The organism is Streptococcus ferus DSM 20646, from assembly GCF_000372425.1.
GTDB classification, from domain to species: domain Bacteria; phylum Bacillota; class Bacilli; order Lactobacillales; family Streptococcaceae; genus Streptococcus; species Streptococcus ferus.
Map to the genome: position 1 here is coordinate 115,489 of NZ_AQVD01000004.1, position 17,001 is coordinate 132,489.

Annotated in this window: 16 protein-coding genes; 11 read left to right on the forward strand and 5 right to left on the reverse strand. The window is 42.1% G+C overall.

Going from position 1 to position 17,001, the window contains the following annotated elements; genetic code table 11:
• Positions 1–9: 9 nt before the first annotated feature.
• The 5 genes from A3GY_RS0107095 to A3GY_RS0107120 form a co-directional block, all read right to left on the reverse strand.
• Entirely contained in the window at positions 10–747 is a 738-nt protein-coding gene (locus A3GY_RS0107095) for an ABC transporter ATP-binding protein (RefSeq protein ID WP_018030727.1), read from the reverse strand.
• Positions 744–3,044 (reverse strand): ABC transporter permease, encoded by a 2,301-nt coding sequence (locus A3GY_RS0107100; protein WP_018030728.1) that lies wholly within the window; start codon positions 3,042–3,044, stop codon positions 744–746. The genes A3GY_RS0107095 and A3GY_RS0107100 overlap by 4 nt, the downstream gene beginning before the upstream one ends.
• The gene (locus tag A3GY_RS0107105; RefSeq protein ID WP_018030729.1) at positions 3,025–4,320 is read right to left on the reverse strand and encodes an MFS transporter; all 1,296 of its coding nucleotides are present in this window, start codon (positions 4,318–4,320) and stop codon (positions 3,025–3,027) included. Before A3GY_RS0107105 ends, A3GY_RS0107100 begins: the two co-directional genes overlap by 20 nt.
• 18 nt (positions 4,321–4,338) lie before the next feature.
• Positions 4,339–4,947 carry a TetR/AcrR family transcriptional regulator gene (locus tag A3GY_RS0107110; protein ID WP_018030730.1) on the reverse strand — a complete coding sequence of 203 codons (609 nt, stop codon included), beginning with the start codon at positions 4,945–4,947 and terminating at the stop codon, positions 4,339–4,341.
• A gap of 560 nt (positions 4,948–5,507) precedes the next feature.
• Positions 5,508–7,385, reverse strand: coding sequence for a glucosyl transferase (locus A3GY_RS0107120; RefSeq protein WP_026161973.1), 1,878 nt, complete (start codon positions 7,383–7,385; stop codon positions 5,508–5,510).
• Between the two features lie 360 nt (positions 7,386–7,745).
• Here A3GY_RS0107120 and A3GY_RS0107125 point away from each other — a divergent pair, with 360 nt between their 5' ends.
• The 11 genes from A3GY_RS0107125 (at position 7,746) to A3GY_RS0107175 (ending at position 16,973) form a co-directional block, all read left to right on the forward strand.
• The gene (locus A3GY_RS0107125) at positions 7,746–8,273 is read left to right on the forward strand and encodes a YqeG family HAD IIIA-type phosphatase (protein ID WP_018030733.1); all 528 of its coding nucleotides are present in this window, start codon (positions 7,746–7,748) and stop codon (positions 8,271–8,273) included.
• Complete coding sequence (gene yqeH, locus A3GY_RS0107130) at positions 8,274–9,380, forward strand: ribosome biogenesis GTPase YqeH (RefSeq protein ID WP_018030734.1); 1,107 nt, start codon at positions 8,274–8,276, stop codon at positions 9,378–9,380. It abuts the gene before it with no gap.
• 27 nt (positions 9,381–9,407) lie between these two features.
• Positions 9,408–9,716, forward strand: a complete 309-nt coding sequence (yhbY, locus tag A3GY_RS0107135; protein ID WP_018030735.1) for a ribosome assembly RNA-binding protein YhbY — start codon at positions 9,408–9,410, stop codon at positions 9,714–9,716.
• Positions 9,717–9,739: 23 nt separating this feature from the next.
• Positions 9,740–10,372: a nicotinate-nucleotide adenylyltransferase gene (locus A3GY_RS0107140; protein WP_026161974.1), complete on the forward strand. Its 633-nt coding sequence runs from the start codon at positions 9,740–9,742 to the stop codon at positions 10,370–10,372.
• Positions 10,369–10,959: a bis(5'-nucleosyl)-tetraphosphatase (symmetrical) YqeK gene (gene yqeK / locus A3GY_RS0107145; protein WP_018030737.1), complete on the forward strand. Its 591-nt coding sequence runs from the start codon at positions 10,369–10,371 to the stop codon at positions 10,957–10,959. Before A3GY_RS0107140 ends, yqeK begins: the two co-directional genes overlap by 4 nt.
• 1 nt (position 10,960) lies before the next feature.
• Positions 10,961–11,269, forward strand: a complete 309-nt coding sequence (locus A3GY_RS09750) for a hypothetical protein (protein WP_018030738.1) — start codon at positions 10,961–10,963, stop codon at positions 11,267–11,269.
• Positions 11,266–11,781, forward strand: coding sequence for a cysteine hydrolase family protein (locus A3GY_RS0107155; protein WP_018030739.1), 516 nt, complete (start codon positions 11,266–11,268; stop codon positions 11,779–11,781). The genes A3GY_RS09750 and A3GY_RS0107155 overlap by 4 nt, the downstream gene beginning before the upstream one ends.
• Positions 11,778–12,131, forward strand: a complete 354-nt coding sequence (rsfS, locus tag A3GY_RS0107160; protein WP_018030740.1) for a ribosome silencing factor — start codon at positions 11,778–11,780, stop codon at positions 12,129–12,131. Before A3GY_RS0107155 ends, rsfS begins: the two co-directional genes overlap by 4 nt.
• A 205-nt stretch (positions 12,132–12,336) precedes the next feature.
• Entirely contained in the window at positions 12,337–13,074 is a 738-nt protein-coding gene (locus A3GY_RS0107165; RefSeq protein WP_018030741.1) for a class I SAM-dependent DNA methyltransferase, read from the forward strand.
• Between the two features lie 24 nt (positions 13,075–13,098).
• Positions 13,099–15,831, forward strand: a complete 2,733-nt coding sequence (locus A3GY_RS0107170; RefSeq protein WP_018030742.1) for an AAA domain-containing protein — start codon at positions 13,099–13,101, stop codon at positions 15,829–15,831.
• A gap of 38 nt (positions 15,832–15,869) precedes the next feature.
• Positions 15,870–16,973, forward strand: coding sequence for a nucleotidyltransferase (locus A3GY_RS0107175; RefSeq protein ID WP_018030743.1), 1,104 nt, complete (start codon positions 15,870–15,872; stop codon positions 16,971–16,973).
• Positions 16,974–17,001: the final 28 nt, after the last annotated feature.

The window sequence follows — 17,001 nt, forward strand, 5'->3', positions numbered from 1 at the left end:
TCTTTATTTTTATAAATGGTTGATTTGTTCTTGAACCTCTAGGGCATTTGCAGCAGGGTCGTTTCCCAGTTGAAGGTTTTTATAGAGAAGACCGTCTTTCATGAAAAGGACCCGTTCTGACATGGCTGCGACATTGATATCATGGGTGACTAAGAGGATGGTTTTTCCTTCTCGATGAAGCGTGGCAAAGAGGTCGAGGACATCTTTGCCTGATTTAGAATCTAAGGCGCCCGTAGGCTCATCTGCAAAGATGAGTTTTGGTTGATTGATAATCGCGCGACAGATTCCGGCTCTCTGTAACTGGCCGCCAGAGACTTGGGACAGGCGTTTATCAGCAATTTCCAAAATGCCGATTTTGTCCATCAGGGTTAGGGCCTCTTCTTTGGCTTCTGCCTTATTAACCTTGTATTTCATGGAAGGAAGAAGAATATTATCCAAGATACTTAGGTTCTTAACCATTCTGGGCAGCTGGAAGACGAAACCAAAGGTTTCTCGTCTTAAGGCGCCGGCCTTTTCATCCTCTAGCTGGCTGATGTCCTGCCCTTGAAGTTTAATCTCACCCGAATCAGCCTTATCCAGCGTGGATAGAATGTTCAAAAGGGTAGATTTTCCAGAGCCTGATTTCCCCATAATGGAGACAAACTCACCTTCCTGGAGTTCTAGGTCAACGCCTTTTAGGACAGTCGTTTCAAGGCTGTCATTGTAGAAAGATTTTTTAATGCCCTTGGCAGTTAATAGTGTGGTCATACATCCTCCTTAAGCAATTGGGAAATATTAGTCGTTTTAAGCCCCCGAATGCCTAGATAAGTGGCTAAGAAGGTCGACAGGAGCATAGCGAGCGGTACGAGTAAGTAGGTAAATAAAGGGTTTCTGATGAAATCAATTCCTGAAATGCCAATCATTGATAGAAGGGCTGCTCCTAGCCAATCTCCTAGAGTTACAGCTAACAGATTACCAATCAGCAAACCTAAAGCCAGAATAATAGCTGCCTTGATAACATACTGCCGATAAATGTCACGGTTGGTAAAGCCGATGGCCTTGAGGAGAGCATTCTGCCCCTGATCTTTGAGATAAAGCATTCGAATAAACAAGGTGGTAATCAGGAAAATCAGAAAGACAGATGCGGTAAAGGCAACCCAAGTAATTGTCTGCACCATAGCAATGGTATTGCCAAAAATCTGTTTCAGGTAGGTGTTGACATCTGAGAATTTGGCGAAGGGGTAAGCGGTTTGATAACGGTCTATAAAGGTCTTGACAGAGACCCCGTCCTTAAGTTTTATCGGTATAATCATCCAAATGACATTGGAATCGTCTGTTTTAAAGGCTGCCCGAGCTGTTTTGCCACCATTGGTCAGGTCAGAGAAGATACCGGAAACGGTGACTTTTCTTTCTTTCCCGTCAACCATCAGAGTTATCTGATCCCCTTTTTCCTTAGATAAATCATCGGCTTTGAGCTTAGACAGGGAAATTTCTTTTTCGCCACGGGGTGCCCGTCCAGAGAGATATTGAATAGGGAAGCTGTTTTGGTTGCCAAAATCAAGCCAGATTTTTTCAGTAGCTCCGGAAACTGTTTGATAAGAAGCCATTTTGCTGCGAAAAACATCGAATTTTTGGATTTGCTTGTCCTTTTGCAGTTGGTGAATCAGCTTTTGGATATCGTTATCTTTCCCTGAGATTTGCGAAAGGTCAACACGAACATCGTAAGAACCTATCCCTAGATAATTGACAAAACTTTTATTTGAAATGGTCGAATAGATTGACATGGGGACTGTCAAAACAAAGATGGAGAGGATAAAGACCAGAATCATGGTCCGATAGATCTTTGATCTGGCAAGCAGGTCGCTAACCGCTAGACGGAGAGTCCGATTCCAATTGGAGAGGTATTTAGGACTGCTTTCTTTTTCCTGCACCTGGTTTGGGTTGAGGCTTAGGTCTTTGAGGCGCCTGCTTAGCCTTCTCATGCTGATATAGATGATTAAAAAGATCAGTAGCGCCAGCAAGAAAGCGACCAGAGAGGGCAAAATGCTTTCGTCAGCCTCTCCAAAGAACATTTTCATATTGTTGAGAAAAGGTCTTTTAATCAAGAAGGAGAGGAGGAAGCCGATAAAGCTTGATAGGGCCGCAATAAAGAGGTACTTGCTGAGGAAAATCTTTTTAATGTTGGCAAGCGGTATTCCGATAGCTTTGAGGACAGCCAATTCGCGATAGTCCTCCTCAAATTTAGCGAGCAGCATCAGGCGGATGCAAAGCAGTGAAATACCAATGACTAAGAAACTGATGAGGGTCATCACTAAAATCGTAATCCCATCAGAGAAGGCATTGACAATCTGAAAGAGCGTGTAGGTCATGAGTGGCGGTCCATCTGCCTCAAGTCCTGCCTGACTGTAAGCCGTCTCAATGGCTGATGTCTTGCTAAGGTCATTGAGGCGAAATTCAATCAGGTATTCTAGCTCGCCCTGTTTTTCGATAGCATCGTAATCAGCCTGATTGATGATAAAACGCCTTGATACCGAAAGAGAAGAATTCATTTGAGAGTCTCTCACGAAGCCGGCAACCTTTAACGCGTGGCTGCCAATTGTTAAACGATCTCCCTTTTTAACTAGGCCGGAGGTGGCATAGAAAATAGGCACATAAACTTGGCCTTTTCCCGCCTTGATAAGGTCGCCCTTTAAATCCAGCAGGTAATCAAAACGCGGACTTTGGGTCGAAAAACCATTATCATAAACGGAATCTTTGAGCGATTTGCCATTAAAGGCTAAAAGAGCATTATCCACATTCAAAAAATTAAGAATCTGGTAGTCTTCAATTTCTGAATGAGAGGCCACAAACTTTTGCAGTCGCTTCTGGTTGATATCTCCAGTATGCATCTGCAAGATATGAGGCGTTTTGGCTGTTTCAAACAAGTGGTTGATAGAGCTGGTCAGCTGGACAGCCAATTGGCCGGCCGCCGCCAGAAACGCCACAGACAGGACGATGAAAAAGGCAATGTTTATTGTCTGTACGAGGTTATGTTTGATGTCGTTTTTAAGCAGTTTCCAATACATGGCCGTCCTCCAAGAGTTTGATGTCTGTATTTTTAAAGAGACTAAGGGCAGTGACAAAGAGCAAGAAACCCGCAATGATAATCAGTAAAGCTGCCCCTCTTCCCTGACCGCTGCCAATGATTTTCCCCAGATTATCCACTAGAAGACCGTGAGGATTTAGCAGGGGCTGACTGATATAGTCGTTGACCAGACCGATACCTCCGTAGGCAAGGATATAGCCAATTTGTGAAATGATGCCGATCAATCCCCAGGCCTTGCCTTGATTCTCTGCGCTAATATTGGTTCTGATTAAGTAGTCAATGGCCATATTGGCAAAGGGGAGGGCGGCAAAAAGGATAAAGCCGAACAGACAAAGAGATAGTTTGCTCTCTCTTGCCGCAAAGCCAATCATGGCTAGAGCAACCGTCATCAAGGAAAAGGACAGGATTCGAGTAAAGCCTTTTTTAATCTGGAAGCTTCCTAAAATAAGCCCTCCGACCAGCATCCCGCTGGCTGAAATTGTCGTGGCTGTCCCTAAAAAGCGCTCACTGCTAAAAGCCAAAATCATGGGTGTCATTAAGGTTTCGATGGTGCCTAGATAAAAGGAAATCAGGATGCCAAAGAGGACTAAAAACCAAATCCCCTTTTTCTCATAAATCAAGTGAAAGCCGTGCTTAATGTCATTTTTAATACTGAAACGGCTGCTGACTTTGCCAGGATTCTTCATTTCCCGTCTGACTAGATAGGTTATCGGTAAGGTAAGAAGGACAGTCATCAAATCAATCCAAATAATCGTCTGAATGCCAGCCATACTGAGCAGCAGGCCAGCTAAAACCGGAGATAAGAGGTAGCGGCTGCTGGCTACCAGCTGAACCATTCCGCTGGCCTTAGAGTAGTCTTCTTTTTCCAGCAAGTCGGAAACAGTTGCCCGAAAGGCCGGTTCAACGAGTGATGAAAAGATGGCACTAATCACAACCCCCAATCCTAAACCTAAGATCACCTCTCTTTGATGAGGCAGAGTCAGACTGAAGAGGATGACAAGAAGACCAATCATGGAACAGCCGTCACCAAGCATCATTAAGAGCCTGCGATCGTAGCAGTCTGCTAAGATTCCAGCTAAGGGAGTTAAGAGAAGGCTGGGAAGAAATCCTAAGAGCATCAACAGTCCGGTCAGGCTGCTCAGCCCTGTTTGCTGATAGGTATAGACACCTAGTGCAAAGGCGGTCATTCCAGATCCTGTTGCTGAGACCAGACTGGCCAGGCAAAGGAGTAAAAACTTATGATAGTTGGTCCGCATAGTGGTCCTCTTTCTAGGCTAAATGCCTAAGCGTTTAAAGGTTTGAAGAGCACCTTCAGGGGCTCCCAAGAGGCGTTCTATATTATGGAGCAGGCTGTCCATTCTTTCAAGCAGCTCTTCCTGAGACAGATCGGCCAGACGGTTGTCCAAAAAACCAATGATTAAGATCAAAATCATTTCGGCCGTATAGAGTGGAAATGGATTTTCAAAGTTAGTCTTTTGAATGCCTTCCTCAATCACCTGAGCCAGCAGGGGACTAATTTTTTCGACAATCATCTGGTTGTTTTTTTCGTGAAAGAGGGCATTTTGCGGCTGGTTGAGGTAGTCAATCATCTGCTGTCCTCCGTTTAAGTCACTGAAATTCATGGCAGCAAAGAGAGCAAAAAGCTTATCGTAAACAGGAAGACTGTGATCGTCGACAATCTTTTCGACTTTTTGGATGACCTTCTGGGCTTGTCGCGCAATGATGGCATCCATAATCGCTTCTTTTGATTCAAAATGGTAGTAGAGGGTACCGCGTGCAATATTCAGACTATCCAGAATATCACTAATAGAGGTCTTGTCAAATCCCTTTTCTAAAAAGAGATGCAATGCTTTATCCAGAATTTGTTCTTTTTTACTAGCCATAGAAGATTCCTTTGTTTATTTTTTAGACCGACAGTCGGTCTATATTTTTATTATAACAAAGATTTCTAAAAAAGCAAGGCTTAAAAAACTTTCCGAAAGGACAGTTCATGCTTTCAAAAGGCAGTCGCTTTGATCAAAGGAGAATCAATTGGGTTTGTGTTCGTCCACCAGATAATTACGATTATCTTAGTAAGTTTTGTACAAATTTGTCTCTATAATTCCCACATAAAAGGTAATAGTGATAGACAAAAACAAAAAAAGTTTGATCGCGAATGGTTGCAAATTGCCGAAATATTAGTGTTCTTTAGACTAATCATTGTAAGCACGGATACTAAACAAAGCACTGAGAAAAACTCGCCAATCAGCTTTGATTTCCATCCGCTGAATTTATCAGCATAGCTCCGACAATAGAGGGTGAAGAAAATCAGTGAAAAAAGCGAATAAACTTCACCAATGAGCAAGATAAAGTGCTATTGTTTTTCAAAAGCATAAAAATATCTCTGCTTTCTACTAAGGAGAAAGCAGAGATATTTTATTTTGTACATACAGTGCTTTGGTTTTTAAATCACTCTGCCATTGCCCTTATCGTCAAAGCTGTAAGTTACACCATTGATTGTAAGGGTCGTATTTGACACACGGGCACCCGTATGAGGATCATAGTAATGAATCTCACCATTTTCGATGATAAGTTCCCCCTTGGCTTGTTTGCCATTTTCGTGGAAGTAGACATTTACCCCATCAATGACTGCTTCACCGATAAGCGCATAGCCTTCTGCACCAAGATAGTACCAGCTACCGTCCCATTCTACATAACGCTTGGTTAACATGCTGCCTGTATCCTTGTCATAGTAGTGTCCATCATCAGCAAAAGTCCCTTTGGCCTGAATGCCATTTTGGTCAAAGTAAACTTGCACGCCGTCGATGGTTTGAGTTCCATAGAGTTTGTTACCGTTTTGATCGACATAATACCAGTTGCCGTCAACCTCAATATAGCGGTTAGTTAACATGGCTCCCGTGTCTTTGTCATAATAGTGACCGTTGTCAGCAAAGGCACCTTTGACTTGCTTGCCGTCCTGATTGAAGTAAACTTTTACATAGTCAATGGTTTGTTCACCTTTCAAGATACTGCCATAAGTATCTACATAGTACCAATTATTGCCAACATTAATGTACTGCTTTCTATTGGTCACTTTTGTCAATTTTCCTGTTTCATCAGCACTGTAGGTGACGCCTTCATAAGTGAAGATACGGTTGGTAAGGATAGCAGCACGGGTATCGCTGTATTCTCCACGGAAATCAGCGAAATATTGGTTACCATCTACCTCAAATAAAGGCTTAGGGCTGCCCGGAACGTCATCTCTTAGAGAGCCCGATTCATCAAAGTAGTAAAGGTGTCCATCAATTGTCTTAAAACCGTGAACGACATGACCATTTTCATCTAAATAAATCTTTGGCGTCCATAAATAACCCCGCAGGTACATATATCTAATGGAACCCCAGTCATTATAGACCTTAATGCCATCTTCATTATAGAAACTTTCAGTACCATCAGGATTTTTAAAAATCTTCCATCTGACTTCGCCTGGAGTAAAGTAGTGTTCTTTGCCATCAAGCGTTAGAGGCCCTTCATAGATATTGCCGTCATTATCATAGTAGTACCATAATTCATCGTAAGTACCATTGACATAAGTATTTCTGTAGATCTTTCTCAGTTTGTTGTTCCACAGTTCACCGGAGTCTGGATGGAAATAATATCCCTTACCATTGATAAGGACGCGTGTGCCTTTTGTTTGGAGACCATTATTATCGAAATGATAGGTTTTACTATCAATGGTTTGTAGACCCGTTGCTTTATCGCCCTTGTCATTGACATAGTACCAGTGATTATCACCTGTACTGACAAAGCGACTTGTCCACATAGTACCAGTATCTGGATCGTAGTAGTGACCATCACTAGCAAAGGCGCCCTTAACTTGCACACCATTTTCATCAAAGTAAACACGATCACCGTTGATGGTTTGAGCACCAGTTAGATTAATGCCATTTGCATCAGTATAGTACCAGTTTCCTTTGTCATCACTGTGATAGTGGCCGCCGTTTTGCTCGCTTGCTTGACTTACAGCTGCTTGGGCTGAAGTACTGGTTGATTCACTAGTGACAGTTGACGTACTTTCAGAAGTGGCTGTCTCTGCGGAAGCCTCCGAAGGTGCTGCCGTCGTATAATCAACATCTTCGACTGAACCCTTATCAGCTGCCGGAGAAACTTGGGCTGCTTCAGGAACTGTGAGCACCTCTTCTGAAGTTGCTGTTTCTGTAGGAGGTGATTCTGCAACAGCTGGTTTTGCTATAAAGGTAATGGCGGTTAAAGCTGTTACACAAGATAGCGTCATAAAGTATTTTTTGGCATAGTACCAAGATGAAATTCGTCTCTTTTTCATCATTTCCACCCCTTTCATTTTAATTATAGAACAAAATCTAAACTTTACAAGCGTTTTCACTAAATGATACTAATGCTTTAATCATGAAGGTGTTAGTGAAATCCTATGATTGGCTTTATTTGAGAATTGTTTTAATGGCATTTATTAGAGATATTGGGGTTGGGGTAAATCACTTTGGTATTTTATGCGATACCATTTTTTAATCAATGGTATCGGTGAGTAGAAAGCTACCTTTTGGTTGCAGGTTAGATATTAGAAACTAGGAAAGCGCCTTCCCTGTATCTTTTTAGCACTTTTTCTTCCTCGCCTTATTCTTTATTTTATGTTAAAATAAAGGGACTATTGACTTTGGAGACTAAATTGAGTATAGAAGATTATCGACCGGATTTTATAGTAGAAGCTGTTTATGATTTAACCCCAGATAGTTTGCGAAAGCATGGGATAAAAGCAGTCTTAGTTGATTTGGACAATACCTTGATTGCCTGGAACAATCCTGACGGAACACCCCAGCTGCGGGAATGGATTGACAGTATGACGGAGGCAGACATGCCCGTTGTGGTGGTATCCAACAATAAATACTCGCGCGTGAAGCGGGCGGTGGAAAAATTTCATATTGACTTTGTCAGCCGTGCGATGAAACCTTTTACCAGAGGTATTCACATGGCCATTGACCGCTATGGCTTTTCAAAAGATGAAGTGGTTATGGTGGGAGACCAGCTCATGACGGATATTCGCGCAGCCAAACGTGCGGGGATTCGCAGTATCTTGGTGAAGCCTTTGATTACCTCAGATGCTTGGAATACCAAATTTAACCGTGCCCGTGAGCGCCGTGTCTGGAAAAAGCTGGAAGACAAATACGGGAAAATGATTTATAAAAAGGAAATTTAAGTGGAAGCATTATATTGCATCGGCTGCGGTGCCCAAATTCAAACACAGGATAAGGCGGCTGCCGGATACACCCCTCAATCAGCCCTGGATAAAGGGCTTGAGACAGGAGAGGTCTACTGCCAGCGCTGCTTTAGACTGCGCCATTATAATGAAATCACAGATGTTCATATGTCGGACGATGATTTTTTAAAGTTGCTTCACGAAGTAGGAGACAGTCAAGCTTTGGTTGTCAATGTCGTCGATATCTTTGACTTTAACGGTTCGGTTATTCCAGGTCTGTCACGTTTTGTTGCAGGAAATGATGTCCTTATGGTTGGGAATAAATCAGATATCCTGCCCAAGTCAGTTAAGGCAGGCAAGGTGACCCAATGGCTGACGGAACGGGCGCATGAAGAAGGATTGCGGCCCGTGGATGTTATTCTAACCAGTGCTCAGCAAAAACAGGCCATCAAGGAGTTGATGGCTAAGATTGAGACTTTACGACAGGGACGGGATGTCTATGTTGTCGGAGTGACTAATGTCGGCAAGTCAACCTTAATCAACGCCATTATCCAAGAAATCACCGGCAGCAAAGACCTGATTACCACCTCCCGTTTTCCGGGAACGACCCTTGATAAAATTGAGGTTCCTCTGGACGACGGTTCTTATCTCTTTGATACACCAGGGATTATTCACCGCCATCAGATGGCCCATTACCTGTCGGACAAGGATTTGAAGTATGTCAGTCCCAAGAAGGAAATCAAGCCCAAAACCTATCAACTGAATCCTGAACAAACCCTCTTTTTAGCAGGTCTTGCGAGATTTGATTACGTATCAGGTGATAAGCAGGGCTTCACCGCCTACTTTGACAATAACCTCAGGATTCATAGGACTAAGCTGGCAGGCGCTGACGCCTTTTATGAGAAACACTTGGGAAATCTGTTGGAGCCGCCATCCCAGAAAGATAAGGGTGATTTTCCGAAGCTCATCAGACATGATTTCACGATTACTGATAGAACGGACATCGTCTTTTCAGGGTTGGGCTGGATACGTGTCAATGGGGCTGCCAAAGTTTCAGCCTGGGCACCGGAAGGTGTGGCTGTTCTGACACGCAAAGCTCTGATTTAGGGGACTTGTAAAAGTAAAGGAAATGATATGTTAACAAGTAAACAGCGTGCCTTCCTCAAAGGTCAGGCACATAGCCTAAAGCCCATCATTCAGATTGGGAAAAATGGCTTAAACAATGAAATTAAAACCAGCATTCGTAACGCTCTGGATGCCCGCGAGCTTATCAAAGTAACGCTTCTGCAAAATACAGATGAAATGCCCCAGGAGGTTGCTGAAATTCTGGAAGAAGAAATTGGTCTGGATACCGTGCTTAAAATTGGCCGTGTTTTGATTTTATACAAGGAATCCAGCCGTAAGGAAAATCGAAAACTGTCCAAACAAGTTAAAGCGATTTAATGGCAGGAGATTTTGGAGGCAAAATGGCTTTAGAACTCTTAACACCTTTTACCAAGGTGGAATTAGAAGAAGAAAAAAAAGAGACCGACCGTAAACAAATCGGGATTTTGGGCGGTAATTTTAACCCTGTTCACAACGCCCATCTGGTGGTAGCGGATCAGGTGCGTCAGCAGCTTGGCTTAGATCAGGTCTTCCTAATGCCGGAATTCATACCGCCTCACGTTGATAAAAAAGGAACCATTGATGAAAAACATCGTCTGAAGATGTTGGAGCTAGCTATCGAGGGGATTTCCGGTCTGTCAATTGAACACATTGAACTAGAACGTCGGGGGATTTCATATACCTATGACACAATGAGATTACTGACCGAGCAAAACCCAGATGTGGATTATTATTTTATCATCGGGGCTGACATGGTAGACTATCTGCCCAAGTGGCACCGGATTGATGAACTCATCAACTTAGTGCAGTTTGTCGGTGTTCAGCGTCCTAAGTATAAGGCGGGAACCTCCTACCCTGTGATTTGGGTAGATGTACCGCTGATGGATATCTCATCAAGCATGGTGCGGGATTTTATCCAGCAAGGTCGAAAGCCCAACTTCCTATTGCCAAAACCAGTTCTTGATTATATTGAGAAAGAAGGGCTGTATCAATGACCTATGAAACCTATCTCGGCCTCAGTCGAGAAGAAGTTCTTGAAAAAGTCAGGGCGGTTATGTCTGAAAAGCGGTTTCAACATGTCTTGGGGGTTGAAAAAGCCTGTGTGGCATTGGCAGAAGCCAATGCTTACGACACTGAAAAAGCAGGTTTAGCAGGACTTCTGCATGATTATGCCAAAGAATTGTCGGACCAGGACTTTGTAGACTTGATTGATCGGTACAGTCTGGATACTGATTTGAAAAATTGGGGCAATAATATCTGGCATGGGGTCGTTGGCATTTATAAAATCAAGGAAGATCTGGGTCTAGAAGATCCGGACATTTTGCAGGCGATTGAGCGTCATACCATCGGCTCTAGCCAGATGTCGACCTTGGATAAGATTGTTTATGTCGCTGATTACATTGAAGATGGCCGTAACTTTCCCGGAGTGGCTGAGGCTAGAGAAATTGCGAGACATTCACTGAATCGGGCTGTAGCCTATGAAACGGCTTCAACAGTAGCCTACTTGGCGAAGCAAGGAGTTCCTATTTACCCCAGAACCCTAGAAACCTATAATGCTTATGTCCGTTATTTGAAGGAGTAATATGCGAGAAACTGTAACAAAAACCATCGCAGCCAATTTATTTCGTGGCATTGAAGCCGTAGGCGGCCATTTAGATATTTGCGAGAGTGGTCTCTTGTTTCGACCGCATGGTGTGAATTTTCAGACCCAAGAGGAATTTATTTCTTATGAGCATGTTCTTCAGGTTCAACCTTGCATGACTTGGGGCTTCATCCCAAATGGTTTGAAGGTGGTGACGCAACAAACGTCGTACCACTTTGTAGTATGGCGACGCAAGCACATCGCGGCGGCTATAATGACGCAATTACAAAAATTTAAGGAGAATCTATGAACATAGGCCTTCTAGCTATCGATATCCAAAATCTGATGGTGGAAGAGAAACCTTATGCGATTGAAGAGCGCTTGCAATTGTGGCGGGATAGCCTTGCTAAGGCGCGTCAAGTGGGAGTAGAGGTGATCCATGTCCGTCACCGCAGTGAGGAGTTAGTCGAAGGAAGCCCAGCGTGGCAAATTCATGAGTCGGTGGCTCCTTTGGCTGGCGAGGTCATTATTGACAAAACATACAATAGTGCCTTTAAGGAAACGGAGCTACAAGCTTATCTTGATGAGCAAGGGATTGAGCAGTTGATTATCATGGGCATGTCGACCAATTTCTGTATTGACACGACCATCAAGGTGGCCTATGAATTAGGCTACCAACTGGCGGTCATTCAGGATGGAACAACAACCGGATTTTCTGGGAAAGTTGATCTAAAAGGTCTGATTGACCAGTATGAAACCATCTGGTCTTGGAATTTTGCTCAAGTTGATACATTAGCACATATTTTAGAGAGGATTAAATGACAGAAAAAGAATTATTAGAGTTAGTTGTGACAGCTGCCGATGAAAAGCGGGCTGAGGATATTGTGATTATGGACTTACAAGGTCTGACCACCTTGGCAGATTATTTTGTGGTCATGCATGCCAGCAACAGCCGTCAATTAGATGCTATTGCAGAAAATATCCGTGAAAAAGTAGCGGCAGCTGGAGGCGATGCCAGTCATGTGGAAGGTGATTCGAAAGGGGGCTGGGTGCTGTTGGATCTAAACAGCCTTGTTGTCCATGTTTTCTCAGAAGATGAACGCCTGTATTACAACCTTGAGAAACTGTGGCATGAAGCGCCGCTTGTGGATGCCTCAGCCTATTTGGGATAAAAACAGCCTTGCCGAACGGCAAGGTTTTTGAAAATCATAAGAAAGGATGGAAGGCAAGCTAAGTAAGCCTTCTCTGATAGTTGCTATTATGGTGAAAAGATATACGATAAAGGGAAACCAAACGTCTCAGGATTTCGGGTTAAGGCTGGAACCGCAAAGTGGTTCGCTTAATCTCAGCACTTAAAGCACTATCAAAAAATAAAAGATGAAAAACTATCAGAAATTTGCTGCCGTCTACGACAGCATTATGGACGACTCCCTCTATGATCAATGGACAGATTTTTCGCTCCGCCATTTTCCCAAAAAGAAAAAGGCTAAACTCTTAGAGTTGGCCTGCGGAACGGGGATTCAGTCTATTCGTTTCAAGCAGACGGGCTTTGATGTGACAGGTTTGGATTTGAGCCAAGATATGCTTGATTTGGCAGCCAAACGGGCAAAAACAGTCCATGTGGATATTCCCTTTGTTCAGGGGAATATGCTGGATTTGTCGTCGGTCGGGACCTTTGATTATGTGACTTGTTATTCGGATTCCATCTGTTATATGGAAGATGAGGTCGAGGTGGGAGATGTCTTCAAGCAGGTCTACGACCACCTCAACGAAGGCGGCATATTTATCTTTGATGTCCATTCCACCTATCAGACAGACGAAGTCTTTCCGGGCTATTCCTACCATGAAAATGCAGAAGACTTTGCCATGGTCTGGGACACTTACGAGGACGAAGCACCCCATTCGGTGGTGCATGAATTAACTTTTTTCATCCAAGACGAAGACGGTCGCTTTACCCGCTATGATGAGATTCACGAAGAACGCACATACGACCTCTTGACCTACGATATCTTACTGGAGCAGGCAGGCTTTAAGAATGTCAAAGTCTACGCGGATTTTGAGGATAAGGAACCTAGGGATACAAGCAGGAGATGGTTTTTTGTTTGTGAGAAATAGAGGAAGTGAAGGAATGCTGAAGATATGGATGAACTAATTTTCATAAAAAAGAAAAACGAGACAAGCGAAGTCTTAAGCTATCAATCAGAATCGACAGATAAAGTTAGAGTTCGATTTCAAAGTGGTAAAGAGTATTTATATAAAAAAGAAAATGTAAAAATTTATCATTACTCAGAAGAACTTCCTGTAAACAATTACCAATATCGTAGATTAGGACAAGAGCCTTACACAAATGTTGTATCAGTTAAGAAGTATTCTTGTGCGGATGAAGTTAAAATTATGATTTGCTTTAAAAATGGTAACCATAGTATTATAGACTCTGATAACTTAGAAATTGAAGAATCTGTCTTTCTTAACGAGCAATCGCATAATATTTTTTCTTATTTAGAAAAACTCGCTGATTTAAATGAGCTTCGGGGTGAAGATGGCAGCTCTTTATTAAGTAGGAATTATGCTAAAGTAGATTTCATATCAAAAAAGACCGTCTTGACTCGCTTCCTATTACCCAACCCTTCAAAAGAAAATTCCCAATTAGCTGACACGGAACTGATTTTTCCCTTTGGTTGTAATAATAGCCAATTTGCAGCAACGAAGTCTGCAATGGAAAATCAAATCAGTCTTATTCAGGGACCACCAGGTACAGGAAAAACTCAGACTATTTTGAATATCTTGTCGAATATCCTTTATAGGGGGCAGACAGCTCTTGTGGTGTCAAATAATAATTCTGCTATTGCCAATATTTCGGAAAAACTAGCCCAGCCAGAGATAGCTTTAGATTTTCTAACAGCTACTTTAGGAAGTCGAGAAAATAAGGAGCTATTTCTAAGTAACCAATCTACCATTTTACCTGATTATCTTCCAGAATTTTCTAAAGATATCAGCAAGGACGTTGATATAAATAATTTAATTAAAATTTTCAGTATTAAGGAGCAAGAAGCCGATATTAAGTCAGAACTAGCGCTTATTGAGACAGAGTACAAACATTTTCAAGACTACATATCAGAGCAAAACATTTTAGAGGCAGACTTATCGAATCTATCTTCAAGGAAATTTTTAGAACTGTTGTTGGATTGTGAGAATCTTTTTGAACATCATAAAAAAGTCGGTTTCATATTTAAATTGAAAAGTTTATTTAAATATCGAATTAAAGATTTTACTTTTTATGATCAGAATCCCATGTTGTTAGCTACAACAATTCAAAAAAATTTTTACGAATCCAGAATATTGGAACTAAGGAAGACATTATCTAAACTAAAATGTCAATATCAAAGATTATCGGGCAATGATATAATGATGAAAATGGAGTCGTATTCAAAAGCAGCTTTAAAATATAAATTGTCACAAAGATTCATCCCGAGCGGTAAACGGAAATTATTTAAAAATGAAGATTTTGATACTCTAAAATCTTCAAATGATTTTTTGCGTGAATATCCTATTGTTTTGAGTACAACTTTTTCAGCTAAAAATTGTTTGAATAAGTCTGTTTTATATGATTATTTGATTATAGATGAAGCTTCTCAAGTAGATATTGCTACTGGTGCCTTAGCATTATCTTGTGCTAAAAACGTAGTGGTTGTAGGGGATCTTCAGCAACTGCCTAATATTGTAACAAAAGAAATTGGAGAGAAAGCAGAACGTCTTAGGAAAGACAGTAAGATAAAGCCATCTTATAGTTTTGAAAAGAATTTTTTAGAGGTAATGACCGAATTATTTCCTGATGAGCCACAAACTTTATTAAGAGAGCACTATCGCTGTCATCCTAAAATTATTCAGTTTTGTAACCACAAATTTTACGATGGTCAATTGCATATCATGACAGAAGATAAAGGTGAAGAAGATGTCCTGCTTGCTTACAAGTCTGTGAAAGGAAACCATGCAAGGAACCATACTAATCAGCGAGAAGTTGATATCATCAAGCAAGAAGTTATACAGCACTACCACTTGAATGAAGACAAGACAGGTATTATTGCACCTTATCGTAATCAAGTTAACTTATTACAAGAGCAAGTAGGAACATTTGTAAGCGATACTGTACATAAATTTCAAGGTCGTGAATATGATACAATGATTGTTTCAACAGTAGATAACCAGATAACACGCTTTACTGATGATGCACATTTATTAAACGTTGCTGTCTCCAGAGCGAAAGAGCAACTTATCATGGTAACTTCTGGAAACCAACAGAGACCTGATAAAAATATAAGTGACTTGATGGGTTATATTTCCTATCAAAATTGTGATATTAAGCAGAGCCAGATTCGCTCAGTGTTTGATTACCTCTATAAACAGTATGAAAAACGGCGAGAAGAGTATTTTAAAAATAAGCAAAGACATTCTGAGTATGATTCAGAAAACTTAATGCATGAGTTAATCAAAGAAATTTTGCTCTCTTATCCTGATTTAGATGTTGTCACACAATATCGTTTACGACACCTTATAAGAGATGTTTCATTATTAACAGATGCAGAGAAGACTTTTGCTAATCAAAGTCGAACAAGTTTAGATTTTTTAATATTTAATAAAATAACCAGAGTTCCGGTCTTGGCTATTGAGGTAGATGGTTATCGATACCATCATCACCCAGATCAAATCAGGCGTGACACTTTGAAAAATAGTATTTTACAAAAGTATCATATTCCTCTTTTGAGATTACCAACAAACGGTAGTCGTGAAAAAGATCAATTAGTATCAGCACTATCTGATTATGAACAAACGAATAGGATTATCTTATCAGAAGGTATTGTAGACTCCATTTAACAATATCTTCAGCGATACATATCTTTAAGGAGACCCCCATGACCATCACAGGCATCATCGCCGAATTTAACCCCTTTCATAATGGGCACAAATATCTTTTGAATCAAGCTAACGGTCTCAAAATTGTGGCCATGTCTGGCAATTTTGTCCAGCGTGGCGAGCCGGCTATCATTGACAAGTGGACGCGGGCGCAAATGGCGCTGGCAAACGGTGCTGACCTTGTCGTTGAATTGCCCTTTTTAGTGGCAGTTCAGTCGGCCGATTACTTTGCTCAGGGGGCCATGGACATTTTGCGTAAGCTGGGCATAGATACCCTTGCTTTCGGCACGGAAGAAGTCCTTGATTACCAGCGTTTATCAGCCCTTTATGGCAAAAAAGCAGAGCAGATGACAGCTTTTCTTTCGACACTACCTGAGGAGCTCAGCTATCCCCAAAAAACACAGCTCATGTGGGAAACTTTTGCAGGTATTGACTTTACCGGTGATACGCCCAACCATATTTTGGGCTTGGCCTACGCCAAAGCTTGTGCAGGAAAAGACATCAAACTGACTCCTGTTCAGCGTCAGGGAGCAGCCTACCATTCCGAAGAAAAAGAAAGGCTTTACGCTTCCGCAACCAGTCTGCGCCATCATAGACAAGATAAAAGTTTTGTGGCTAAAGGCATGCCTAACCCCGACCTGTTTCAAGCGAGTCCGCAAGTGACTTGGGCTGACTATTTTCAACTTCTGAAATATCATATTGCGACCCAGCCAGACCTGACACAAGTCTTTCAGGTCAACGAAGAATTGGCTGCCCGCATCAAAAAAGCCATCCGGCAGGTGACCGATATTGATCAGTTGGTAGAAGCTGTCGCCACCAAGCGCTATACCAAAGCGCGCGTGCGCCGCATCCTGACTTATATCCTAGTCAATGCGCGTGAAGCTGACCTGCCAAAAGGTGTCCATGTCCTTGGTTTTACGGAGAAAGGACGTCAGCATCTCTCCCGCATCAAAGACAAGACCCGACTGATCTCCCGTATAGGCTCGCAGCCATGGGACACCTTAACCCAGCAAGCCGACCAGGTCTATCAACTCGGAAACCCAGAAATCCTTGAACAGACCTGGGGACGAGTGCCCATCACTATTGAAAAAGAGGTTCAGTAAGAAATGCTGAACTTTTTTGTGTTCAACT

What these genes read in the sequence shown, in the direction of transcription:
- A3GY_RS0107175 (WP_018030743.1), top strand. Translation starts at nt 15,870, where the DNA reads ATGACCATCACAGGCATCATCGCCGAATTTAACCCCTTTCATAATGGG.
- A3GY_RS0107110 (WP_018030730.1), bottom strand. Translation starts at nt 4,947, where the DNA reads ATGGCTAGTAAAAAAGAACAAATTCTGGATAAAGCATTGCATCTCTTT.
- rsfS (WP_018030740.1), top strand. Translation starts at nt 11,778, where the DNA reads ATGACAGAAAAAGAATTATTAGAGTTAGTTGTGACAGCTGCCGATGAA.
- A3GY_RS0107155 (WP_018030739.1), top strand. Translation starts at nt 11,266, where the DNA reads ATGAACATAGGCCTTCTAGCTATCGATATCCAAAATCTGATGGTGGAA.
- A3GY_RS0107165 (WP_018030741.1), top strand. Translation starts at nt 12,337, where the DNA reads ATGAAAAACTATCAGAAATTTGCTGCCGTCTACGACAGCATTATGGAC.
- A3GY_RS09750 (WP_018030738.1), top strand. Translation starts at nt 10,961, where the DNA reads ATGCGAGAAACTGTAACAAAAACCATCGCAGCCAATTTATTTCGTGGC.
- yqeK (WP_018030737.1), top strand. Translation starts at nt 10,369, where the DNA reads ATGACCTATGAAACCTATCTCGGCCTCAGTCGAGAAGAAGTTCTTGAA.
- A3GY_RS0107120 (WP_026161973.1), bottom strand. Translation starts at nt 7,385, where the DNA reads ATGAAAAAGAGACGAATTTCATCTTGGTACTATGCCAAAAAATACTTT.
- A3GY_RS0107095 (WP_018030727.1), bottom strand. Translation starts at nt 747, where the DNA reads ATGACCACACTATTAACTGCCAAGGGCATTAAAAAATCTTTCTACAAT.
- A3GY_RS0107140 (WP_026161974.1), top strand. Translation starts at nt 9,740, where the DNA reads ATGGCTTTAGAACTCTTAACACCTTTTACCAAGGTGGAATTAGAAGAA.
- A3GY_RS0107100 (WP_018030728.1), bottom strand. Translation starts at nt 3,044, where the DNA reads ATGTATTGGAAACTGCTTAAAAACGACATCAAACATAACCTCGTACAG.
- yhbY (WP_018030735.1), top strand. Translation starts at nt 9,408, where the DNA reads ATGTTAACAAGTAAACAGCGTGCCTTCCTCAAAGGTCAGGCACATAGC.
- A3GY_RS0107170 (WP_018030742.1), top strand. Translation starts at nt 13,099, where the DNA reads ATGGATGAACTAATTTTCATAAAAAAGAAAAACGAGACAAGCGAAGTC.
- A3GY_RS0107105 (WP_018030729.1), bottom strand. Translation starts at nt 4,320, where the DNA reads ATGCGGACCAACTATCATAAGTTTTTACTCCTTTGCCTGGCCAGTCTG.